Here is an 18,595-nt window from a genome sequence, read left to right on the forward strand (position 1 = left end):
CCGGGGTGCTAAAATGAGACTGTTTTCGACCCGGACGATAGCATTCGCCCTCGCCTTGCTGTGCGCCAGCATCGCCAGCGCATCGGCGCAGCAACAAAACATCCCGCAGGAAAACAGCGACGCCGTGGCACGGGCAATGGCGGCCGGTCTGCTGGAACGCCAGACAGGTGCCGCGGTGCCCGCGGACAAGTTCTGGGCCTATGAGGTCGATTTCAATCTCGACGGGTTCTCCGAGCTCTATGTCTATGTCTATGTCTCGGATCCCGTCTGCGACGGGGTGAAGTGCGGACTGTTCCTGTTCGTGCTGGAAGGCGACAGCTATCGCGAGGTTCTCGGCGACATTCCGGGTGCCAGGCTGACGCCCCCGGACAGGGTCGGGCTCGGCGCTTTCAAACGCAACAGCTTCATCGACCTGCAGCTCGACCAGAAGCTGTTTGGCTGGACGGGCGATCGCTATGCTGATGTCTCGACCTTCCCTGCCACCTCGCTCGACGGTGCCGGCTTCATCGCTGCCTGCCAGAAAAGCAGGTCAAACGAGCAGCCCGAAGAGGGCGAGGCCGAAAGGGTCGCCGGCGAATGTCAGTGCCAGTTCAATCGCTTTCAGGCGATCGGTTTCACACAGGCCGACCTCGATCAATATGCCGCCTCGCTCGGCGAGAAGTTCGACTATCCGACAGGCGACAAGGAGAAGGCCTGGCAGGCCATCGCCACCAGCGCAAGCGACACCGCAACCGGCTGCGATATCATCGGCGGCAAGAGCCAGTGGCAGCCGGCCTACTTCAACCATGGCGACCAGACGCAAGAGAAACTCGAATTCAATGAGTTCATCAGTGCCTGCCCGACGCAGGATTTCATCCTGAGCAACCGCAAGGTCGGCTCGCCGGACCGGGCGCTTGGACTCTGCGGCTGCCTGGCCCGCGAAATGCCAACGCAAGGTGTGAAGCAGGAAGGGCTGGACCTGCTGACGCAATATTATCGCGATGAGATATCCGACAGTGATGTCGATGCCGGAAACGCCGACCTCTTGGCCGAGCACGACAAGGCCTCCGACGCATGCCTCAGCCAATTTCCGGCGAAATAGTCGACCGCCAGCTACAAGCGCCGGAATGATAGGGTCGAGCTGATGAGATTCGCGTTCCTGCAAGAACCTCCCTTCTGCTTTACCGACCCCTCCGGAGCACCTAACGGTTGCGACGCCAAGCTGGCGGAGAAAGTCTGCGCACTGCTGGCGGAGGCATTTTCGCCGGCCGAGACTGAGTTTGCCGAACTGCTCCCCGGGCTGGTCGATGGTCGATGGGACATGACGACGGGCCTGTTCGTGTCGGAAGAGCGCAGGATGCTTGTCGACTTCACCCGGCCGATCTGGATGCTGCCTGACGGGCTTCTGGTCGCCAAGGGCAACCCGCGTGCCTTCGACGGCTACCGGTCCGTTGCCAACGATCCGGCAGCCTTGATCGGCATCATATCAGGCCAGATCCAACACCAGACAGCCCTGCGAAACGGTGTTCCGCCTGCGCGCATCAAGGTCTTCGCCACGCAGGCTGAAGCGGCTGCCGCCGTCGCTGCCGGTGCGGTGCATGCCTATGCCAGCGTCGCCATGGCGCATCGCGGCTATGTCGGCAGGCACCCCGATGCGCCGCTCACCGTCATCGACGTTCCCGCGGCGGAAAAACGGCCGGCTGCTGGTGCCTTTGCGCTCGCCAAGGGCAATGCGGCGTTGCGGCGGCGCATCGATTCCTGCCTCGGCGATGTGCTGGGCAGTTCCTGGCACCGCGAGATGATGGGCGAGCACGGATTTTCCGGCGCCGACATCGATCGCCTTCTGTGAATTCGACCGCTGGCTAGAGCTTGATCACATACTCCTTGCGAGTCGTTTCAAGCACTTCCCAGCTGCCTCTAAAGCCGGGCCGCAGCACGAAACTGTCGCCCGCCCGCACAGTAACGCGCCTTACCACCATCCTCGGCGATCACCGACACGCCCGCCAGGATGTGGCAGAACTCCCACTCATCATAGACGATGCGCCACTTGCCGGGCGTGGCTTCCCATATCCCGGCGTATAGACCGCCGTCGCGCTCCTCGACATTCCATGTGCGGAATTTCGGATCGCCCGCAATCAGGCGATCCGGCGCCGGCGCACCATGCTCGGCGTCGACGCAGTCGATGCCTATGGAGAGGAATTTTGGCTCGGCCATGATCAAACCTTGGCCAGGGCCTGTTCCAGATCGGCGACGATGTCGTTGACATCCTCGATGCCGATGGAAAGCCGGACCGTGTCCGGCCCAGCACCGGCCTTGACCTTCTGCTCGTCGGAAAGCTGGCGATGCGTGGTCGAGGCCGGGTGGATGACCAGCGACTTGGTGTCGCCGACATTGGCCAGATGCGAGAACAGTTCCAGCGCCTCGACGAATTTGACGCCCGCCTCGTAGCCGCCCTTCAGGCCGAAGGTGAAGACAGCGCCGGCGCCCTGCGGCGAGTATTTCTTCTGCAGCGCGTTGTTCTTGTCGCTGGGCAGGCCGGGATAGTTCACCCAGGCGACCTTGGGATGGTTGGACAGCCAGCCCGCGACGGTAACCGCATTGTCGCAATGGCGCTGCATCCTGAGCGGCAAGGTTTCCAGCCCGGTCAGGATCAGGAAGGCGTTGAAGGGCGAGATCGCCGGGCCAAGGTCGCGCAGGCCGAGCACGCGCGCGGCAATGGCGAAGGCGAAATTGCCGAAGGTTTCGTGCAGCACGAGGCCGCCATATTCGGGGCGCGGTTCCGACAGCATCGGGTACTTGCCCGATTTCGACCAGTCGAAAGTGCCGCCATCGACAATGGCGCCGCCGATCGAATTGCCGTGGCCGCCGATGAATTTGGTCAGCGAATGGACAACGATGTCGGCGCCATGCTCGACCGGCCGCACCAGATAGGGTGAGGCCAGCGTGTTGTCGACGATCAGCGGCAGGCCGTGCTTGCGGGCGATGTCGCCGATCTTTTCGATATCGACGAAAGTGCCGCCCGGATTGGCCAGGCTCTCGATGAAGATCGCCTTGGTCTTGTCGTCGATCTGGCTCTCGAAGGTGGAGATGTCGTTGGTGTCGGCCCAGCGCACTTCCCAGCCGTAATTCTTGAAGGCATGGCCGAACTGGTTGATCGAGCCGCCGTAAAGCCTTGTCGCAGCGACGAAATTGTCGCCGGGCGTCAGCAGATTGTGGAACACCAGCACCTGCGCGGCGTGGCCGGAGGCGACGGCAAGTGCTGCCGTGCCGCCTTCAAGTGCTGCGATCCGCTCTTCCAGCACCGCCTGGGTCGGGTTCATGATGCGGGTGTAGATGTTGCCGAAGGCCTTCAGCCCGAACAGCGACGCGGCGTGGTCGGCATCGTCGAAGACGAAGGAGGTCGTCTGGTAGATCGGCGTGGCGCGTGCGCCGGTCGCCGGGTCGGGCTTGGCGCCGGCATGGACGGCGAGCGTGTTGAAACCGGGCGTACGGGTCATCGAAACCTCCCTCTCCTGAACCTTCTGAAAATCGTGGGCATTCTTGGCGAACCGCAGCCACGAATGCAAAGAAGAAAATACCTTTCGGCAAGCGATCTACGATGAACGCGCGGGGAACTTCATCGCTTCCCGGAATAATTTTGCTCGCCTGGGAACCGAGCATGGCTTTCGGGATCGCGGTCTATTTCTGGCGCACGCCAAAACTCTGGAATCCCGACCGCATCAGCGGCTTCTTCGATGACAGCACACCCGAGTTGACACCGGTCCAGCCGATCTCGCCCGAAAGCTTGCCATATTCGATCTTGGGGCAGCGGTTCATCACCACCTTGATGCCTGCCGCCTCGGCGCGGACTGCTGCCTCGTCATTGCGCACGCCGAGCTGCATCCAGAGCACTTTTGGCAAAGGGTTCAGCTTCAGCACCTCATCGAGAATGCCGGGCACCGCCGCCGACGCGCGAAAAATGTCGACCATGTCGACCGGCTCTGGCAGATGGGCAAGGCTGGCATAGGTCATGCGGCCAAGGATTTCCTTGCCGGCCTGTCCGGGATTGATCGGGAAGACCAAAAAACCCTTGGCCAGCAGGTATTTCAGCACGAAAAAGCTCGGCCTGACGTCATTGGCCGACGCGCCGACCATGGCGATGGTCTTCACCGAATTGAGGATGCCGCCGATATAGGCATTGTCGTAGGCGTCGTGGTTCATGCGGCAATCGCTTTCCTGCGGTAGTGATAGCGGTAGAGTTCTTTGGTGAACCCAAGCGAGGCATAGAGCGCGCGACCTGGCGCGTTGTCGGCGACGACCTGCAGGCAGGCCGCCGAGGCCCCTGCCCGCCGCGCCCAGCCGATCAGGCTGCCGACGGTCTTGCGGCCGAGGCCTTGCTGCCTGAACCGGCTGTCGGTCTCGACCGACTCCACCACAAGCAGGCCATCACGGATGACGCCATAGGCCAAAGCGGCAATTTCGCTGTCACGCTCGCAGGATACGAACGCCTTGTCGCCGATGATCAGCCCAGGCATCTCGCGAAAGACGCGGCGATCCGTATCGTCATAGGCGCCCATGCGGAACCGTGCCGCGAACCAGTCCTCGCTGGGCGTCGGCGACACGGTGACGTGCTCGTCGCTGGTATCCACCAACTCATCAATCCCGCCATAGAGGTGGATGGTTCCGCCCTCGAGATCGTAGCCTTGGCGGTCGAGGAGCGTGTCCATTTCGGCGGCAATGCCGGGAACCCGAAACAACGGTGTCTGGCCATGGCCGGCATAGAATGCCTCGGCGACGTCGAGCACGCTCTCAGGCGCACCGCGCTTGCCGCGCAAGGGATTGACCGAATTGCTGCGCCGGGTCCGGCCGCCGGAGCGCCTGAGAAGCCAGCCGTCGACAACCGTCTCGACAACCGCCGGCCAGGCTTCGCGGCAAGCCTGTTCGCTCCGCCAGTTCAGATCCTCTTCGGCTTGGCTCATCGGCATGTCACTCGTCGTCTTCCCGCAGCGCCTCTTCCATAAACGCCTGCGGGTCGGTGCAGAAGTCGCGCATCATGCGAAAATGATCGGTGTCGCTGAAATCGGTCGGATCGAGGCCGAAGCGGCTGATGCGAAACAGCCGCGCGCCGGGACAAGCCATCAGCAGCGGCGAATGCGTGGCCATGATCACTTGCGCCGTGCCCGACTGGTCCATGCGCCGCAGCATCTTGAGCAGTTCGATCTGCCGCGACGGCGACAGCGCGCTTTCGGGCTCGTCGAGGATGTAGATGCCTTGCCGGCGGCAGCGCTCCTCGAAAAAGCGGATGAATCCCTCGCCATGCGACCAGGACAGGAAATCCGGCGGCGTGCCGCCGGATTCCTTGGCCGCCTCGTCGAGGTAACGGGCGACGGAATAGAAGGATTCAGCGCGGAAGAACCAGCCCGCGGTAACCTTCGGCAGCCAGTGGCACCGAAAATTGTCCGCCAACCCGGCGCCACTCTTGTCGATGGCACGAGAATGGTCGACGGGCATGTAACCCTTGCCGCCGCCGGCCTCGTCGTAGCCGGCCAGCGCGCCGATGGCCTCAAGCAGCGTCGATTTTCCGGTGCCGTTTTCGCCAACAATGATGGTGATCGGTGTGGTGAATTCGAGCTCGAATTCACGGCCGCGAAACAGTGGCAGGTTCCAGGGATATTTCTCCCAGTCCTCGACCTTTGTGGCGTCGAGCAGGATGCGCTTGAGATAAGGCGCCTTCAGTCGCGTCAGTTGCTTGCGATAGGCCATGCGGACCGATCAGTCCGGCAGCGAGATGGTGCCGTGATCCGCGATCGGAAAGGCCGGATTGTGCGCGACTTCCCAGACATGGCCGTCGGCATCGGCGAAATAACCGTACCAGCCGCCCCAGAAGGCGCGCCCTGCTGGCTTGACGATCCTGCCGCCGGCTTTCTACGCCATGGCGAGCACCTCATCGACTTCGGCGTCGGAGCGGGTGTTGTAGGCGAGGTAGACCGCCGACGGCGCCCTGGCGAAGGTGACGCCTGAATCTTCTTCGGCGCTTGGGCGCGGAAACAGGCCGAGAATGACGCCGCCCATCTGGAAGAAGGCAACGCCGTCGGTGATGCCGGCATCCCGTTTCAGGCCCATCGCCTCGTAGAAGCGCACCGCGCGGTCGAGATCGTCGGTGGCGATGGTGATGATGGAGATGCGCGGTTCCACGATTATTCGTCCGTCCATTCCGGCTTGCGTTTGCTGATGAAGGCGCCGATGCCTTCTTCCGCATCGCGTGCCAGCATGTTCTCGACCATGACGCGGCCTGTATAGGCATAGGCGTCGGCCAAGCCCATTTCGACCTGCGCGTAAAAGGCTTCCTTCCCGGTCTTGACCACCAGAGATGATTTGGAAGCAATGGTTTGCGCGTATTTGGTGACGATCTGATTCAGGTATTCGCGCGGCACGACGCGATTGACCAGGCCGAATTCCTTGGCGGTTGCCGCATCGATGGTCTCGCCGGTCAGAAGCATCTCCATGGCGTGCTTGCGCGAGACGTTGCGCGACAGCGCCACCATCGGCGTCGAGCAGAACAGGCCGATATTGACGCCCGGCGTGCAGAACGTCGCTTCATGCGAGGCGATGGCGAGGTCGCAGCTGGCGACCAGCTGCAGCCCGGCGGCGGTGGCGAGGCCGTCGACCTCAGCGATTATCGGCAGCGGATGGCGCACGATCGCCTGCATCAGGGCAGCACAAGCCGAAAATGTCTGCTCGAAGAAGGCCTTGCCCTTGTCCGCGTCGGCGCGGCGCGCGGTCATTTCCTTGAGGTCGTGACCCGCACAGAAAACCTTTCCGGCCGCCGCCAGGACGATGACGCGGACGGATTTGTTGGCTTTTGCATGGTCGAGCTCGGCACTCAGCGCCGCCATGACGGCAAGCGACAAGGCATTGGCAGGCGGGTTGGCGAGCGTCAGACGCAGCACACCCTTGTCCAGCCTGGCGATGACCGGCCCATCTATGGCAGCAGGTTTGATGGCAAGGATTTCGGCCATGATAAGGTCTCCGCGATTCCGCTGGGCGCCGCCAGACTATCTAATATCGGATCGGGTTTCATCAACACCCATCGCTTGCGCCAGACGGGTGAAGGTGTTGCCAGAAACGCGCCATTGCGTTCATACAAGCCCGGCATAGAACGAGAGACCGACATGCCCGCCCAGGACAATCTCAAGCCGGTGCTGAATGCGGCTGAAATCAATGCGCTGATGGCCAGCGTCTATCCGCAGCTCAACGACGAGTTCACCTTCTATGAAGCGCTGGATGTGTTCCCGGGCGGCTGCACGGTGCGGCTCAATGCCGACGAGCGGCATTTGCGGCCCGGCGGCACGGTGTCGGGTCCGTCGCTGTTCACGCTGGCCGATATTGGCGGCTATGTCTGCGTGCTCAGCCATGCCGGACCGGACGCGCTATCGGTGACCGTCAACCTCAACATCAACTTTGTCCGCAAGGCCGAGGCCGGGCCGATCGACGGCCATTGCCGCATCCTGAAGCTGGGCAAGAGCCTGATGGTGTTCGACATCGACATCGTTGCCGGACCAGACGGACACACGGTGGCGCATGCAACGGGCACCTATTCGATCCCGCCGAAGCGGATAAATGATGTGGTAAAATAATACCTTTTACTCAAATAATTGTTTTTACTATATTTTTGGCGATGACGGGCTTTTCCTGCGCCTTGACGCGCAAAGCCCCCTCGCCTATAAGCCCTCCCGAAGCAGCGGCCCGCAAAGGCCGCCGTTTTGTTATTGGTGGCGGACAAGCGCCTTGTCACCAATCCAAGCAACAAGAAACGCCTTCCCGATCGTTTGGGTAGGTCCTAACCGAAAGCAGAAATCCATGGCAACCTTTTCGCAGAAGCCTGCGGATGTGGTGAAGAAGTGGGTGCTGATCGACGCCGAGGGTCTCGTCGTCGGCCGTCTCGCCACTGTCATCGCCAATCATCTTCGCGGCAAGCACAAGCCCACCTTCACCCCGCATGTCGACGACGGCGACAACGTCATCGTCATCAATGCCGACAAGGTGGTGTTCACCGGCAAGAAGTTCACCGACAAGGTCTATTACTGGCACACCGGTCACCCCGGCGGCATCAAGGAGCGCACCGCGCGCCAGCTGCTCGAGGGCCGTTTCCCCGAGCGTGTCGTTGAGAAGGCCGTCGAACGCATGATCCCGCGCGGGCCCCTCGGCCGTCGCCAGATGAAGAACCTCCGCGTCTATGCAGGCACGGAACATCCGCATGTCGCCCAGCAGCCCGTCACCCTCGACGTCGGCGCGCTGAACGCCAAGAACAAGAAGGCTTCGTAAGATGGCTGAGCTTTCCTCGCTCGCAGAACTCGGAACGGCTACCGGCAACACCAACACGCAGCCGGCTGCTCCCGTCCATGTCCAGAAGCTCGACAAGTCGGGCCGCGCCTATGCCACCGGCAAGCGCAAGAACGCTATTGCGCGCGTCTGGGTGAAGCCGGGTTCCGGCAAGATCGTCGTCAACGACAAGGAATTCGCGACCTATTTCGCGCGTCCGGTCCTGCAGATGATCCTCAACCAGCCGATCATCGCCTCCAACCGCGCCGGCCAGTATGACATCGTCGCCACTGTCGTCGGCGGTGGCCTGTCCGGCCAGGCCGGTGCGGTTCGTCACGGCATCTCCAAGGCGTTGACCTACTACGAGCCGGCACTGCGCGCCGTGCTCAAGAAGGGCGGCTTCCTGACCCGCGACAGCCGCGTCGTCGAGCGCAAGAAGTACGGCAAGGCGAAGGCCCGCCGCAGCTTCCAGTTCTCGAAGCGCTAAGCGTATCGAACTTCCATGTCGAAAAGGCCGCCTCCGGGCGGCCTTTTTGTTTTGTGTCTCGGCAGTCACCCCGCTCGCGCCTTCGGTGCGACCTCCCCATCGAGGGGAGGTAGAAGGTCGCGGCAGTTTCGCCCGATGCCATTCAATAAGGTGGCAGGGCACGGAACGGCAGTGCAAGGGGCCTGACGCCTACCTCCCCTCGATGGGGAGGTCGGCGCGCAGCGCCGGGTGGGGTGACGGCGCCGGCTTCGGTTCAAGTCTCAGAACTTACCGGCCTTGACGAAATCGATAAACGCCCGCAGCGGCGCCGGCACCAGGCGCCGCCCGGGATAGTAGAGAAACGGTCCGGAAAAGCTCTGCCACCACGGTTCGAGGACGGGCTCGAGGGCGCCGCTCTCGAAGTGCGGGCGAAGCCAGCCCTCGAAGAGCGCGACGATGCCGCTGCCGGCAATCGCCGCATGGACGGCAAGATCGCTCGCGCCGCCGATCCGCACGATCAGTGGCCCCGTCGTGTCGACCCGCACCACTTCGCCGTCGCGCTCAAACTCCCATGGCAGCATCGCACCGCTGGCAAAGCGGCCGCGCAGGCAGGAGTGGCCAAGCAGGTCGCTCGGGTGCTGCGGCCGCCCATGGCGATCGAGATAGGCGGGGCTGGCGGCTGTGGCGAAATGCTGGACGCGCGGTCCGATCGGCACCGCAATCATGTCCTGCTCCAGCCGTTCGTCATAGCGGATGCCCGCGTCACAGCCGGCCGCCAGCACGTCGACAAAGTTCTCATCGGCGATCACCTCCAGCCGGATACCGGGATAAGCGGCGAGGAAGCCCGGAATGATGTCAGGCAATATCAGCCGCGCGGCGCTGACCGGCACATTGAGGCGCAGCGAACCGGCCGGCCGGTCGCGAAAGCCATTGACCACGTCGAGCGCCGCCTCCACCTCCGACAGTGCCGGGCCAAGCCGTCCCAAGAGGCTGAGGCCGGCCTCGGTCGGGACAACGCTGCGCGTCGTGCGGTTGAACAGCCTGACCCCAAGCTGCGTCTCCAGCCGGCGCACCGCCTCGCTCAAGCCCGACGCGCTGCCGCCACTGGCGCGAGCCCCTTCGCGAAAACCGCCTGCACGCGCCACAGCCACGAAGGCGTTCAGATCACCAAGGTCCATCATTGTTCGCCAATCCGCACAAGCTGTGCGGATTGTACCTGATTATCCCGAGGTTGAGCAGCGCCTATCTTCGCCTCCTCAAAGGAGATCGAGCATGTCCACTATCCAAAAGTCCGGCACATTCACCCTCGGCAGCCACACCGTGAAGCGGCTCGGCTACGGCGCCATGCAACTTGCCGGCCCGCACGTTTTCGGTCCGCCGAAGGATCGGGACGCGGCCATTGCGGTGCTGCGCGAAGCGGTGGCATCCGGCGTCAACCACATCGACACCAGCGACTACTACGGCCCGTATGTCACCAACAAGCTGATCCGCGAAGCGCTGTTCCCCTATCCGCAAGACCTCGTCATCGTCACTAAGATCGGCGCGCGGCGCGGCAACGATGCCTCCTGGCTGCCTGCCTATTCGCCCAAGGAGCTTGAGCAAGCCGTGCACGACAATCTGAGGAACCTTGGACTTGAGGTTCTGGACGTCGTCAATTTGCGCATCATGTTCGGCGTGATGGGCCCAGCCGAAGGTTCGATCGAAGCGCAACTGACGGCGCTTGCCGAGTTGCAGCGCAAGGGCCTGGTGCGCCATATCGGCCTGAGCAACGTCACCCCAGCGCAGGTCGAGGAAGGCCGTGGGATCGCCGAGATCGTCTGTGTGCAGAACCAGTACAATCTGGCGCACCGGGACGATGACGGATTGATCGACGAGCTGGCACGCGACGGTATCGCCTACACGCCGTTCTTCCCGCTCGGCGGTTTCAGCCCGCTGCAGTCGTCGACCTTGTCGGATGTGGCGGCGCGGCTCGGCGCCACGCCGTTGCAGGTTGCGCTCGCATGGCTACTCAAACGTTCGCCGAATATCCTGCTGATTCCGGGGACATCGTCGGTTGGGCATTTGAGGGAGAATTTGGCGGCGGCGGAGCTGGAGCTGTCGGTTGATGTGCTGAGCGAGTTGGATGGGGTCGCGAAGGCGGCGTGAGGCGCGAGTAATCTCCCCCCTCGAGGGGGAGATGTCGCCGCAGGCGACAGAGGGGGTCGGTCCGACCGGACTCGACCTCCTGCGGCAGATGAAGGTTAGCGCTCCACGCGCGACGACCCCCTCTGGCCGACGCTGCTGATCTCCCCCTCAAGGGGGGAGATCAGCAGCGTCGGCCGTCGCTCTAATTGATACTCGCCGTATTCGCCGGCTCGGCCGGCCGCGCCTCATCCGCATAAGGCACGCGAAACCCATTCGCCGCCAGCCACGCAATCGCTGCCTTCGGTTCATCGGTCTGGATGATGGTGGCGCCGCGGTCGGCCCAGAAGCCGTAGGTTTCGGCCGGCAGGCTGGCCGCGACCGCCAGTTCGTCGCCGCGGCCGCCGGAGAGGAAGCCGCCCGGCTTGTTGACGATAGCGTAGGTGTCGGCCCAGATGTGCCAGCCGCCCCGCACCGACACCGCCCGCATGCGAGTGCTGAACAGCGGGCCGCCGGTCTCGGTTAGCGTTTGCGCCCCTGCCCGCCAGTTGATCAGTTCGATGGCGCCGGGCGCAAAGGACTTGCCGACCTGCTCGGCAAAGGCGGCGTCATGCACCGCGTCGTCGGCGATGATCGGCATGAACTGGAAGCCGTCGCCAATGGCGTCGAGCGTTGCCTTGACCGTGTCGATCCGCTGCTGGTTCCACAGGTTCTCCTTGACGATCACCTGCTCGGTCATGCCGAGATCGCGGGCGATGGCGATCATGCCGGGCAGAGCCTGGACATCGAGCTTGTTGTCGAGGTTGATCAGGATCCGGTCCCTGGTCGCCAGCAGCATTTCGCGCAGCGTGGAAACCGGCTCACTGGTGACGGCGCCGGTACCTTCGACCACCAGCCTGCAGTGCTTGAGCTCGGCCAGCGTGTAGTTGGTCACCTCGCCCTTGCAAGTCGTGGTTCGGTCGAGCCAGCTGTCATGCATGACGACGAATTCGCCGTCCTTCGAGCGCCTGATGTCGACCTCGACGATCTCGGCGCCGATCGCGATCGCGCCTTCGACGGCGGCAAGCGAGTTTTCGGCATAGAGCGTCTTGCCGGCCTGCATGCTGCCGGCGCGATGCGCGGCGACCATGACATGGTCGCGCCACTGGTTGGCGTGCTCGAAGCGGTCGAGAATTTGCCTGGCGCGGGTTTCGCTTGCCTGGGCCTCGCCGGTGAAGGCGGCAAGTGCTGCGCAAAACAGAAGGCATATGGTCCGCATCGAGAATCGCTCCTTGCCGGATCGACCCGGGGATAGGCGACGTCAGTGACAGGCCGGTGAACGAAGCCGGCTAGTGGATTGTCGCGCCGCTGCAAACAAAGTCGTGCTGAAACCAAGCCGGCAGCGCGCCGGAGCAGGATCGAGAAGGGCCTTGCGCCTTGGCGACACAATGCTGTTGTCGCCCCGTTGGAGCGCCACGTCGTTTCGCCAAGCTGTGACTGGCATCTTGCGTGCCGGTTCTATAGTTGTGGCAGCCCGATGAATAAAGAGGACCCGTAATGGCGAACCAGACCATCGACAACGCCTTCACCGCCCGCTCCAAGACGGGGGCATCCTTCGAGCCGACCTATGCCGGCGCGCTGTCGTTCATGCGGCGCAAATACACCAAGGACGTAAAGGGCGCGGACGCGGTCGTATGGGGCATTCCCTTCGACGCCGCCGTCACCAACCGGCCTGGCGCGCGCTTTGGGCCGCAGGCGATCCGCCGCGCTTCGGCGATCCTCGACAACGACCCGCAATATCCGTTCTCGCGCGACCTGTTCGAGCATCTCTCGGTCGTCGACTATGGCGACTGCCTGCTCGATTCGGGCAATCACCAGAAGACACCAGGCACGATCGAGCGCGAAGCGGCGAAGATCCTGAAATCGGGCGCTTTCCTATTGTCGCTCGGCGGCGACCATTTCGTCACCTGGCCGCTGCTCAAGGCGCACGCCGCCATCCATGGGCCGCTGGCGCTGGTGCAGTTCGACGCCCACCAGGACACATGGCCGGACGACGGCAAGCGCATCGACCACGGTTCGTTCGTCGGCCGCGCCGTCAATGAAGGCATCATCGACCCTGATCGTTCGATCCAGATCGGCATCCGCACCCATGCGCCCGATACGTTCGGCATCAAGATCCTCTACGGCCACGAGATCGAGGAGATGCGGGCGTCCGACATCGCCTATGCCATCGTCGACCGCACCGGCGGCAGGAAGACCTATCTCACCTTCGACATCGACTGCCTCGACCCGGCGTTTGCGCCCGGCACCGGCACGCCGGTTGCCGGCGGACCGTCCTCGGCGAAAATCCTGTCGACGCTGCGCCAGCTCGGCCAGGTCGATATTGTCGGCGCCGACGTCGTCGAGGTTGCGCCGGCCTATGATCACGCCGATATAACGGCGATCGCCGGCTCGATGGTGGCCATGCACTATCTCGGCCTGGTGGCCGAACGAAAGGCGCGGGCCGAAGAGTTGAACAATGGCAACCATGGCGCGGCAAACCACGGCCAAGGCATATAGGTTTGAACTAGCAGCGAATTTGACGAGTTAGCAGGGAATATTCTGGGATATGAAACCGAAAATCTTCATCGACGGCGAACACGGCACCACCGGCCTGCAGATCAGGGCGCTGCTGGCCGAGCGCGGCGATCTCGAGATCATCTCGATCCCGACCGAGCGCCGCAAGGAAACGGCGGCGCGCGCCGAATTCCTCAATGCCGCCGATGTCGCCATCCTGTGCCTGCCGGATGCGGCCGCCAAGGAAAGCGTGTCGCTGATTGCCAACGACACCACCAAGGTGATCGACGCCTCGACGGCGCATCGCGTCGCGCCAGGCTGGGAATACGGTTTTGCCGAACTGGACAAGGGTCAGGCCAAGACCATCGCCAACGCCAAGCGCGTCGCCAATCCCGGCTGCTGGCCGCAAGGGCCGATCGCGACGCTGCGGCCGCTGGTGGCGGCCGGCCTGCTGCCGCCGGATTTCCCGGTCACGGTCAATGGCATTTCGGGCTATTCGGGCGGCGGCCGGCCGATGATCGAGGACTATGTCGCCCAGGGCGAGGATGCCTCGGAATTCCTGCCCTACGGGCTGACCTTGCAGCACAAGCATGTGCCGGAGCTCAGGACCTACGCAAAGCTGTCGCATGATCCGATCATGCAGCCGGCGGTCGGCAATTTCGCCCAAGGCATGATCACCGTGGTGCCGCTGCAGCTCGGCGGCCTCGACCACGTGCCGACCGGTGCCGAACTGCACGCCGCGATCGCCGACCATTTTGCCGCCATCAAGGGCGGCGTGGTCGAGGTGGCGCCCTATGCGCATATGGAGCGCATGCCGGAGATCAATCCGGAGGTGTATAACGGCACCAACCGCATGAAGGTGTACGTCTTTGCCAATGACGACACGGCACAGGCGCTGCTGATTGCCGTCTACGACAATCTCGGCAAGGGCGCTTCAGGTGCGGCCGTGCAGAACATGGACCTGATGCTCGGCCTCTAGAGCCTTTCACCGTTTCGTGGAAACGGCGAACCGCTCTATCTCTTTGTTTGGAGAAATTCCCCAGGGAAAGCGCTACGCGCTTTTCCCGGAAAAACCGCTCACACTTTTTCTGGAATTGCTCTAATGGACGCGCCGGCATTTCCAAAGCGCTGGAAGGTCAGCGCGCCCGAGCTTATTGCCGAGACGTTTTCGAGCCGTATCTGGAAGGTTGTCCGCGAGGATGGCTCGCCGGCGATCGTCAAGGCATTAAAACCCTTCGACGATGTCGAGGACGAACTGCGCGGCGAACACTATCTCGCCTGGCGGCGCGGCGAAGGCGCGGTGCGGCTGCTCGGCCGCGACGGCCACCGCATGCTGCTTGAATATGCCGGCGACACCTTGCTTGTCGACGCCGACCACGACTGGCGTTGGCTCAGGAGCAGTCTCCGGAACCGTCGGCATGTCTTCAAAGCTGATCACCACCGGCACGACGGTGACGATTGTGGCCACTTATAGCGGTGGTGTCGTAGCCTCCGAAGTTTATGTCTGGACCATCACCGGGCAGGAATCGAACACACCCGGCGATACCAAATCGTGGAAGACAGGAGACTCCGCCGTCACGATCAATGTCGCCAATGCGGGTTGCGTATTCATGATGGCGGCGGCATGCGATGGCACGATTGGGGCCATTACTCTGACCGGTGCCAACGTAGATGACGACCAAACCTTTGGTGGGCCGATGCGTGCGACGGCCGGTTCGGTCACCAACCTTGCCGCAGATGCGGCAAGGTCGTTGGCGGCTACATCAACGGCCAATGTTGAGGCATTCGCGACGCACACCTATAGCTGATCTTCGGACGCCAGGCGTAGAAGCGACGTCCGTCGGCGCGTCTGCAGCGCCATCACCGAAACGATCGTCAGCAGGCCGACGCCGGCGCCGGCGATGACATCGATCAGATGGTGCCCGCCTTCGGGCAGCGTCGAGACAACCATCACTACGTTGAGAAGCGCGACCGGCCACATGACGAAGCGCATGTCGCGCAACGCATACACGACCATGATGCCGAGCGCGGTATGGTAGGACGGGAACGTCACCAGACCCTCGGCTCGAGTGACCAATAGGCTGAACGGCTCGCCGGACCGGATCCGCATCAGCTCGTTGAAATGCCACATGCCGGCGCGTGCGGTGAAGTTGCTGAAATCGGCCGGCAACGGCTGGAAATAGGCATAGGCACCAGCAGCCGGAACGACCGCCATCACCGCTGCCGTGAAGACCGACGAGATCGCCAGCATCGCCATGAATTCGGTCAACCGCAGATGCTGCCTGGTGAAGGCCAGCAGAAGGAACAGCAACGGAATCTGCGGCCCGACCGAGTGGTAGGCGAAGACGAGCGTCTTTGCGACCAGCGGGTAGGAATTGGTCCATTCGAGGAAGGCACGCCAGCGGAATCCGATCTCGCCATCGATCACCGCCAGCGGCTGGTCCATCAAAGGCTGGCTCGTCGCGGCGGCCAGATACATGAAATAGACCGAGGCGAAGCCGAGCGGGATGAACAACCCGGCATTCCAGACCAGTGATTTCACGCCGTCGGAACCGCCGGCGATGAACCGGGCGATCGGCGCGTTGTCGCCCGCGATGCGACGATCAACCAATATTAGGATTATATAAATCAAGGCGAGCATTGCCATCACCTTGGCGAACTCGATGTAGCTTCTCGTGTCAAGGCTAATGTTCGATCCCGCTGCATAGGCAATATCTGCAGCTACAAATCCGGTGGTGATGACTCCCACCGTAATCGCCAGCAAACTGTTGCTTTGCACAGATTCTTCCCCCGCAAGTCCTGTTGGCGGACGAGACAATACAGAAGAGCAATCCGAACGTAAATCGGCCAGAGATCACGGAAAGGAACTGCCATGTCCCGCAACCTCGCGGCCGACCTCGCACGGCTGGCGCTCAGTGCGTCGAAGGCCATCATTGCCGGCATCGTCGCGAACCAGCATTTTCTGGACGAGGCCGGAAGCAACACGCCGATCCGGTTGCGGCATTTCTTCGCCCGTGTCTGCGTCGAACCGGCGGGATGCGCACGCTCGAGGAGAACCTCTCCTATAGCGCCAAGCGGATGACAGAGGTTTGGTCGAAGCGATACCCGACCATCGCCTCTGCAAAGCCTTATGCAAACAACCCGGCGATGCTGGCTGAGAAGGTCTATGGCGGACGGCTCGGCAACAACAAGCCGGGCGACGGCTGGGCCTTTCGCGGGTCCGGCATCCTTCAGACCACCGGCCGCGACAATTTCGAGGAGATCGAGAACGACACTGGCGTGCCTGTCGTCTCGCAGCCCGATCTGCTGCGCACCTTCCCCGGCGCGCTCAAGGCGGCGACGATCTTCTGGAAAAACCGTAACATCAATGCCCGGGCCGACAGGAACGACGCGACTGGCGTCTGCAAGGCGGTGAACGGCGGCACGACCGGCCTGGCCGACCAGCGGGCATGGCTGGCCAAGACCGAGAAGATCTGGCCGGACAGCGCCGCGCCGAGGTTCTCGACAAAGAGGGCGACAACGCCGCCACCGCAATCGCAGCCGAAGTGATGGCAAGGCTGTTCTCGCCGTCAGAGCACCCTGCTCCACTGGACCTGTAGCCGCTGCGGACACGGTTTGCCAGCCTGTTCAAAAAGGCCAAAGCCGATCGCGACGCGGGGAAACCGAGCCTTTATCTCGAGGCCGCCGAAATCGCGGACCGACTGCTCGATGCCCCGCATGCGGTCAGGCCGCTGCATGGCGATCTGCACCACGACAACATCCTGCAGGGACCGCGCGGCTGGCTGGCGATCGACCCGAAGGGCGTGCTCGGCGATCCAGGCTTCGACGCCGCCAACCTGTTCTACAACCCACTCGAGCGCGACGATCTCGGCCTCGATCCGGAGCGCATCGCGCATATGGCGGAAGTCTTCGCCGCAACGCTCGGCCAGACGCCGCCCGCCATTCTGGACCACGCAATTGCCTGGGGTTGCCTGTCGGCCGCGTGGCACCACGAAGACGAGAATGCGGTCGATGAAAACCGCGAGTTGTCGGTAGCCGAAGGGATCCGGAAGGTGCGGCTCAGCTTCTGACTTCTATCTCGTGCGGCAGCGGATAGGCGCCCTTTGTGCCGCGCCAGTGCGCTGCGGCAAACCCCAGCAGGATAAGCGCGAAGGCCTGATGGGTCAGCGCCATGTGCAACGGCACCTGCATCAACAGCGTACCGATGCCGATCGAAGCCTGGACCAGCACCAGCAGAAACAGCAGCGTCGCGCGTCGCGCATGCGTCGTTCCCGGCTGGCGCATCCGTGTCGCGATCATGTGCCAGAGTGCCACGACAAAGACGGTATAGGCGCCCAGCCGGTGAACGAACTGCACCGTCTTCGGGTTCTCGAAGAAATTGCGCCAGGCCGGTTCGAGCAGCAGCAGGTCGCTGGGGATGATCTTGCCGTCCATCAGCGGCCAGGTGTTGTAGCTCAGGCCGGCATCGAGCCCGGCGACCAGGCCGCCGAGATAGATCTGGATGAGAGCCAGGAGCACGATGAAACCGGCCAATCTTTGCGTCGACCGGTCGGCGGCGGGCTCGGAATGCGGCGCCAGCCCACGCGCGACCACCATGGTGGCGGTGAAGATCAGTGCGGCAAGCGTCAGATGCGTCGCCAACCGGTACTGGCTGACGGAGACGCGGTCGACAAGGCCGGAGGCCACCATCCACCAGCCGATGGCGCCTTGCAGTCCGCCGAGCAGCAGAATGCCGAGCAGCTTTGGCCCAAGGCCGCGCTCGATGCGGCGCGTCGCCCAGAAGACCAGCAGCGGCAGGCCGAAGACCAGGCCGACGCTGCGGGCCAGGATACGGTGCGCCCATTCCCACCAGAAGATCGACTTGAAGGCGTCCAGGCTCATGCCCTTGTTGAGTTCGGCATACTGCGGGATTTTTTGGTAGAGCTGGAATTCCTCCTGCCACTCCGCGTCGTTGAGGGGCGGTATCACGCCGTGGATTGGCTTCCATTCAGTGATCGACAGGCCGGAATTGGTGAGCCTTGTGGCGCCGCCGATCAGCACCAGCGCAAACAGCACCAAAAGCACGACATAGAGCCAGCCGCGCACCAGCGCCCGGTTGTTGAGGTCGCGGTCGCGGGCCGTGTAGGGCGCGGCAGCTGATATGGCGGCCATGTGTTTGTCCCGACAGGTTGCAAGTGGCGGATTGGTGAACCA

At 63.0% G+C, this 18,595-nt stretch carries 20 protein-coding genes and 4 pseudogenes; 13 read left to right on the forward strand and 11 right to left on the reverse strand.

Going from position 1 to position 18,595, the window contains the following annotated elements; all coding sequences use genetic code 11:
• The first annotated feature begins 13 nt into the window (after nucleotides 1–13).
• Together AC1D1N_RS15220 and AC1D1N_RS15225 are read left to right on the forward strand one after the other, a co-directional pair.
• Entirely contained in the window at nucleotides 14–1,081 is a 1,068-nt protein-coding gene (locus tag AC1D1N_RS15220; protein ID WP_477349402.1) for a hypothetical protein, read from the forward strand.
• A gap of 42 nt (nucleotides 1,082–1,123) precedes the next feature.
• Complete coding sequence (locus AC1D1N_RS15225) at nucleotides 1,124–1,828, forward strand: transporter substrate-binding domain-containing protein (protein WP_477349404.1); 705 nt, start codon at nucleotides 1,124–1,126, stop codon at nucleotides 1,826–1,828.
• 13 nt (nucleotides 1,829–1,841) lie between these two features.
• Here AC1D1N_RS15225 and AC1D1N_RS15230 read toward each other — a convergent pair.
• The 7 genes and pseudogenes from AC1D1N_RS15230 to AC1D1N_RS15260 all read right to left on the reverse strand — a co-directional run bounded on the left by AC1D1N_RS15230 (nucleotide 1,842) and on the right by AC1D1N_RS15260 (nucleotide 6,977).
• A pseudogene (locus tag AC1D1N_RS15230) lies at nucleotides 1,842–2,193 on the reverse strand (cupin domain-containing protein).
• A 2-nt stretch (nucleotides 2,194–2,195) separates the two neighbouring features.
• Nucleotides 2,196–3,476, reverse strand: a complete 1,281-nt coding sequence (locus tag AC1D1N_RS15235) for an O-acetylhomoserine aminocarboxypropyltransferase (RefSeq protein ID WP_477349406.1) — start codon at nucleotides 3,474–3,476, stop codon at nucleotides 2,196–2,198.
• Nucleotides 3,477–3,657: 181 nt separating this feature from the next.
• The gene (locus tag AC1D1N_RS15240; protein ID WP_112561367.1) at nucleotides 3,658–4,179 is read right to left on the reverse strand and encodes a CoA-binding protein; all 522 of its coding nucleotides are present in this window, start codon (nucleotides 4,177–4,179) and stop codon (nucleotides 3,658–3,660) included.
• Nucleotides 4,176–4,937 (reverse strand): GNAT family N-acetyltransferase, encoded by a 762-nt coding sequence (locus AC1D1N_RS15245; RefSeq protein WP_477349408.1) that lies wholly within the window; start codon nucleotides 4,935–4,937, stop codon nucleotides 4,176–4,178. The genes AC1D1N_RS15240 and AC1D1N_RS15245 overlap by 4 nt, the downstream gene beginning before the upstream one ends.
• Nucleotides 4,938–4,944: 7 nt before the next feature.
• The gene (locus AC1D1N_RS15250; protein WP_112561366.1) at nucleotides 4,945–5,721 is read right to left on the reverse strand and encodes an AAA family ATPase; all 777 of its coding nucleotides are present in this window, start codon (nucleotides 5,719–5,721) and stop codon (nucleotides 4,945–4,947) included.
• A 9-nt stretch (nucleotides 5,722–5,730) separates the two neighbouring features.
• Nucleotides 5,731–6,153 (reverse strand): annotated as a pseudogene (locus AC1D1N_RS15255) (VOC family protein).
• A 2-nt stretch (nucleotides 6,154–6,155) separates the two neighbouring features.
• On the reverse strand, nucleotides 6,156–6,977 hold the full coding sequence (locus AC1D1N_RS15260) for an enoyl-CoA hydratase (RefSeq protein WP_477349411.1): 822 nt from the start codon (nucleotides 6,975–6,977) through the stop codon (nucleotides 6,156–6,158).
• A gap of 153 nt (nucleotides 6,978–7,130) precedes the next feature.
• Here AC1D1N_RS15260 and AC1D1N_RS15265 point away from each other — a divergent pair, with 153 nt between their 5' ends.
• The 3 genes from AC1D1N_RS15265 (at nucleotide 7,131) to rpsI (ending at nucleotide 8,767) form a co-directional block, all read left to right on the forward strand.
• Complete coding sequence (locus AC1D1N_RS15265; protein ID WP_477349413.1) at nucleotides 7,131–7,595, forward strand: PaaI family thioesterase; 465 nt, start codon at nucleotides 7,131–7,133, stop codon at nucleotides 7,593–7,595.
• A 223-nt stretch (nucleotides 7,596–7,818) separates the two neighbouring features.
• Nucleotides 7,819–8,283, forward strand: coding sequence for a 50S ribosomal protein L13 (gene rplM / locus AC1D1N_RS15270; protein ID WP_112561362.1), 465 nt, complete (start codon nucleotides 7,819–7,821; stop codon nucleotides 8,281–8,283).
• Nucleotide 8,284: 1 nt separating this feature from the next.
• Nucleotides 8,285–8,767 carry a 30S ribosomal protein S9 gene (rpsI, locus tag AC1D1N_RS15275; protein WP_112561361.1) on the forward strand — a complete coding sequence of 161 codons (483 nt, stop codon included), beginning with the start codon at nucleotides 8,285–8,287 and terminating at the stop codon, nucleotides 8,765–8,767.
• Between the two features lie 260 nt (nucleotides 8,768–9,027).
• On the opposite strand, the gene AC1D1N_RS15280 is transcribed toward rpsI, so the two are convergent.
• Nucleotides 9,028–9,927, reverse strand: coding sequence for a LysR family transcriptional regulator (locus AC1D1N_RS15280; RefSeq protein ID WP_192253378.1), 900 nt, complete (start codon nucleotides 9,925–9,927; stop codon nucleotides 9,028–9,030).
• Between the two features lie 91 nt (nucleotides 9,928–10,018).
• Here AC1D1N_RS15280 and AC1D1N_RS15285 point away from each other — a divergent pair, with 91 nt between their 5' ends.
• Complete coding sequence (locus AC1D1N_RS15285; protein WP_477349415.1) at nucleotides 10,019–10,891, forward strand: aldo/keto reductase family oxidoreductase; 873 nt, start codon at nucleotides 10,019–10,021, stop codon at nucleotides 10,889–10,891.
• Between the two features lie 181 nt (nucleotides 10,892–11,072).
• Here AC1D1N_RS15285 and AC1D1N_RS15290 read toward each other — a convergent pair whose 3' ends face one another.
• Nucleotides 11,073–12,125 carry a glycerophosphodiester phosphodiesterase family protein gene (locus AC1D1N_RS15290; RefSeq protein ID WP_477349417.1) on the reverse strand — a complete coding sequence of 351 codons (1,053 nt, stop codon included), beginning with the start codon at nucleotides 12,123–12,125 and terminating at the stop codon, nucleotides 11,073–11,075.
• Between the two features lie 278 nt (nucleotides 12,126–12,403).
• Here AC1D1N_RS15290 and speB point away from each other — a divergent pair, with 278 nt between their 5' ends.
• The 4 genes and pseudogenes from speB to AC1D1N_RS15310 all read left to right on the forward strand — a co-directional run bounded on the left by speB (nucleotide 12,404) and on the right by AC1D1N_RS15310 (nucleotide 15,210).
• A complete protein-coding gene (gene speB / locus AC1D1N_RS15295; RefSeq protein WP_352560339.1) occupies nucleotides 12,404–13,405 on the forward strand; it encodes an agmatinase in 1,002 nt (333 codons plus the stop codon).
• Between the two features lie 49 nt (nucleotides 13,406–13,454).
• On the forward strand, nucleotides 13,455–14,381 hold the full coding sequence (argC, locus tag AC1D1N_RS15300) for an N-acetyl-gamma-glutamyl-phosphate reductase (RefSeq protein WP_477349419.1): 927 nt from the start codon (nucleotides 13,455–13,457) through the stop codon (nucleotides 14,379–14,381).
• A gap of 123 nt (nucleotides 14,382–14,504) precedes the next feature.
• Nucleotides 14,505–14,765, forward strand: a pseudogene (locus tag AC1D1N_RS15305) (aminoglycoside phosphotransferase family protein); the annotation flags it as partial.
• A gap of 55 nt (nucleotides 14,766–14,820) precedes the next feature.
• A complete protein-coding gene (locus tag AC1D1N_RS15310) occupies nucleotides 14,821–15,210 on the forward strand; it encodes a hypothetical protein (protein ID WP_477349421.1) in 390 nt (129 codons plus the stop codon).
• Here AC1D1N_RS15310 and AC1D1N_RS15315 read toward each other — a convergent pair.
• Nucleotides 15,201–16,043 (reverse strand): phosphatase PAP2 family protein, encoded by an 843-nt coding sequence (locus tag AC1D1N_RS15315; RefSeq protein WP_477349423.1) that lies wholly within the window; start codon nucleotides 16,041–16,043, stop codon nucleotides 15,201–15,203. The two genes, AC1D1N_RS15310 and AC1D1N_RS15315, sit on opposite strands and share 10 nt — an antisense overlap.
• A gap of 231 nt (nucleotides 16,044–16,274) precedes the next feature.
• On the opposite strand from AC1D1N_RS15315, the gene AC1D1N_RS15320 reads away from it, so the two are divergent.
• From AC1D1N_RS15320 to AC1D1N_RS15330, 3 genes and pseudogenes are all read left to right on the forward strand, one after another.
• Nucleotides 16,275–16,484 carry a hypothetical protein gene (locus tag AC1D1N_RS15320; protein WP_436259636.1) on the forward strand — a complete coding sequence of 70 codons (210 nt, stop codon included), beginning with the start codon at nucleotides 16,275–16,277 and terminating at the stop codon, nucleotides 16,482–16,484.
• Nucleotides 16,439–16,951 (forward strand): glycoside hydrolase family 19 protein, encoded by a 513-nt coding sequence (locus tag AC1D1N_RS15325; protein ID WP_436259635.1) that lies wholly within the window; start codon nucleotides 16,439–16,441, stop codon nucleotides 16,949–16,951. Before AC1D1N_RS15320 ends, AC1D1N_RS15325 begins: the two co-directional genes overlap by 46 nt.
• Nucleotides 16,897–17,472 (forward strand): annotated as a pseudogene (locus AC1D1N_RS15330) (aminoglycoside phosphotransferase family protein); the annotation flags it as partial. The gene AC1D1N_RS15325 and the pseudogene AC1D1N_RS15330, both read left to right, overlap by 55 nt.
• Here the strand turns inward: AC1D1N_RS15330 and AC1D1N_RS15335 are convergent.
• Nucleotides 17,462–18,553 carry a COX15/CtaA family protein gene (locus AC1D1N_RS15335; RefSeq protein WP_112561355.1) on the reverse strand — a complete coding sequence of 364 codons (1,092 nt, stop codon included), beginning with the start codon at nucleotides 18,551–18,553 and terminating at the stop codon, nucleotides 17,462–17,464. The pseudogene AC1D1N_RS15330 and the gene AC1D1N_RS15335 overlap by 11 nt on opposite strands.
• Nucleotides 18,554–18,595: the final 42 nt, after the last annotated feature.

The sequence above is a fragment of the Mesorhizobium sp. P2_B5 genome, from assembly GCF_056404775.1.

What these genes read in the sequence shown, in the direction of transcription:
- AC1D1N_RS15285 (WP_477349415.1), top strand. Translation starts at nt 10,019, where the DNA reads ATGTCCACTATCCAAAAGTCCGGCACATTCACCCTCGGCAGCCACACC.
- AC1D1N_RS15235 (WP_477349406.1), bottom strand. Translation starts at nt 3,476, where the DNA reads ATGACCCGTACGCCCGGTTTCAACACGCTCGCCGTCCATGCCGGCGCC.
- rplM (WP_112561362.1), top strand. Translation starts at nt 7,819, where the DNA reads ATGGCAACCTTTTCGCAGAAGCCTGCGGATGTGGTGAAGAAGTGGGTG.
- AC1D1N_RS15325 (WP_436259635.1), top strand. Translation starts at nt 16,439, where the DNA reads ATGCGCACGCTCGAGGAGAACCTCTCCTATAGCGCCAAGCGGATGACA.
- AC1D1N_RS15265 (WP_477349413.1), top strand. Translation starts at nt 7,131, where the DNA reads ATGCCCGCCCAGGACAATCTCAAGCCGGTGCTGAATGCGGCTGAAATC.
- AC1D1N_RS15240 (WP_112561367.1), bottom strand. Translation starts at nt 4,179, where the DNA reads ATGAACCACGACGCCTACGACAATGCCTATATCGGCGGCATCCTCAAT.
- argC (WP_477349419.1), top strand. Translation starts at nt 13,455, where the DNA reads ATGAAACCGAAAATCTTCATCGACGGCGAACACGGCACCACCGGCCTG.
- AC1D1N_RS15280 (WP_192253378.1), bottom strand. Translation starts at nt 9,927, where the DNA reads ATGATGGACCTTGGTGATCTGAACGCCTTCGTGGCTGTGGCGCGTGCA.
- AC1D1N_RS15315 (WP_477349423.1), bottom strand. Translation starts at nt 16,043, where the DNA reads ATGCTCGCCTTGATTTATATAATCCTAATATTGGTTGATCGTCGCATC.
- AC1D1N_RS15320 (WP_436259636.1), top strand. Translation starts at nt 16,275, where the DNA reads ATGTCCCGCAACCTCGCGGCCGACCTCGCACGGCTGGCGCTCAGTGCG.
- AC1D1N_RS15250 (WP_112561366.1), bottom strand. Translation starts at nt 5,721, where the DNA reads ATGGCCTATCGCAAGCAACTGACGCGACTGAAGGCGCCTTATCTCAAG.
- AC1D1N_RS15310 (WP_477349421.1), top strand. Translation starts at nt 14,821, where the DNA reads ATGTCTTCAAAGCTGATCACCACCGGCACGACGGTGACGATTGTGGCC.
- AC1D1N_RS15335 (WP_112561355.1), bottom strand. Translation starts at nt 18,553, where the DNA reads ATGGCCGCCATATCAGCTGCCGCGCCCTACACGGCCCGCGACCGCGAC.
- AC1D1N_RS15220 (WP_477349402.1), top strand. Translation starts at nt 14, where the DNA reads ATGAGACTGTTTTCGACCCGGACGATAGCATTCGCCCTCGCCTTGCTG.
- AC1D1N_RS15225 (WP_477349404.1), top strand. Translation starts at nt 1,124, where the DNA reads ATGAGATTCGCGTTCCTGCAAGAACCTCCCTTCTGCTTTACCGACCCC.
- AC1D1N_RS15290 (WP_477349417.1), bottom strand. Translation starts at nt 12,125, where the DNA reads ATGCGGACCATATGCCTTCTGTTTTGCGCAGCACTTGCCGCCTTCACC.
- rpsI (WP_112561361.1), top strand. Translation starts at nt 8,285, where the DNA reads ATGGCTGAGCTTTCCTCGCTCGCAGAACTCGGAACGGCTACCGGCAAC.
- speB (WP_352560339.1), top strand. Translation starts at nt 12,404, where the DNA reads ATGGCGAACCAGACCATCGACAACGCCTTCACCGCCCGCTCCAAGACG.
- AC1D1N_RS15245 (WP_477349408.1), bottom strand. Translation starts at nt 4,937, where the DNA reads ATGAGCCAAGCCGAAGAGGATCTGAACTGGCGGAGCGAACAGGCTTGC.
- AC1D1N_RS15260 (WP_477349411.1), bottom strand. Translation starts at nt 6,977, where the DNA reads ATGGCCGAAATCCTTGCCATCAAACCTGCTGCCATAGATGGGCCGGTC.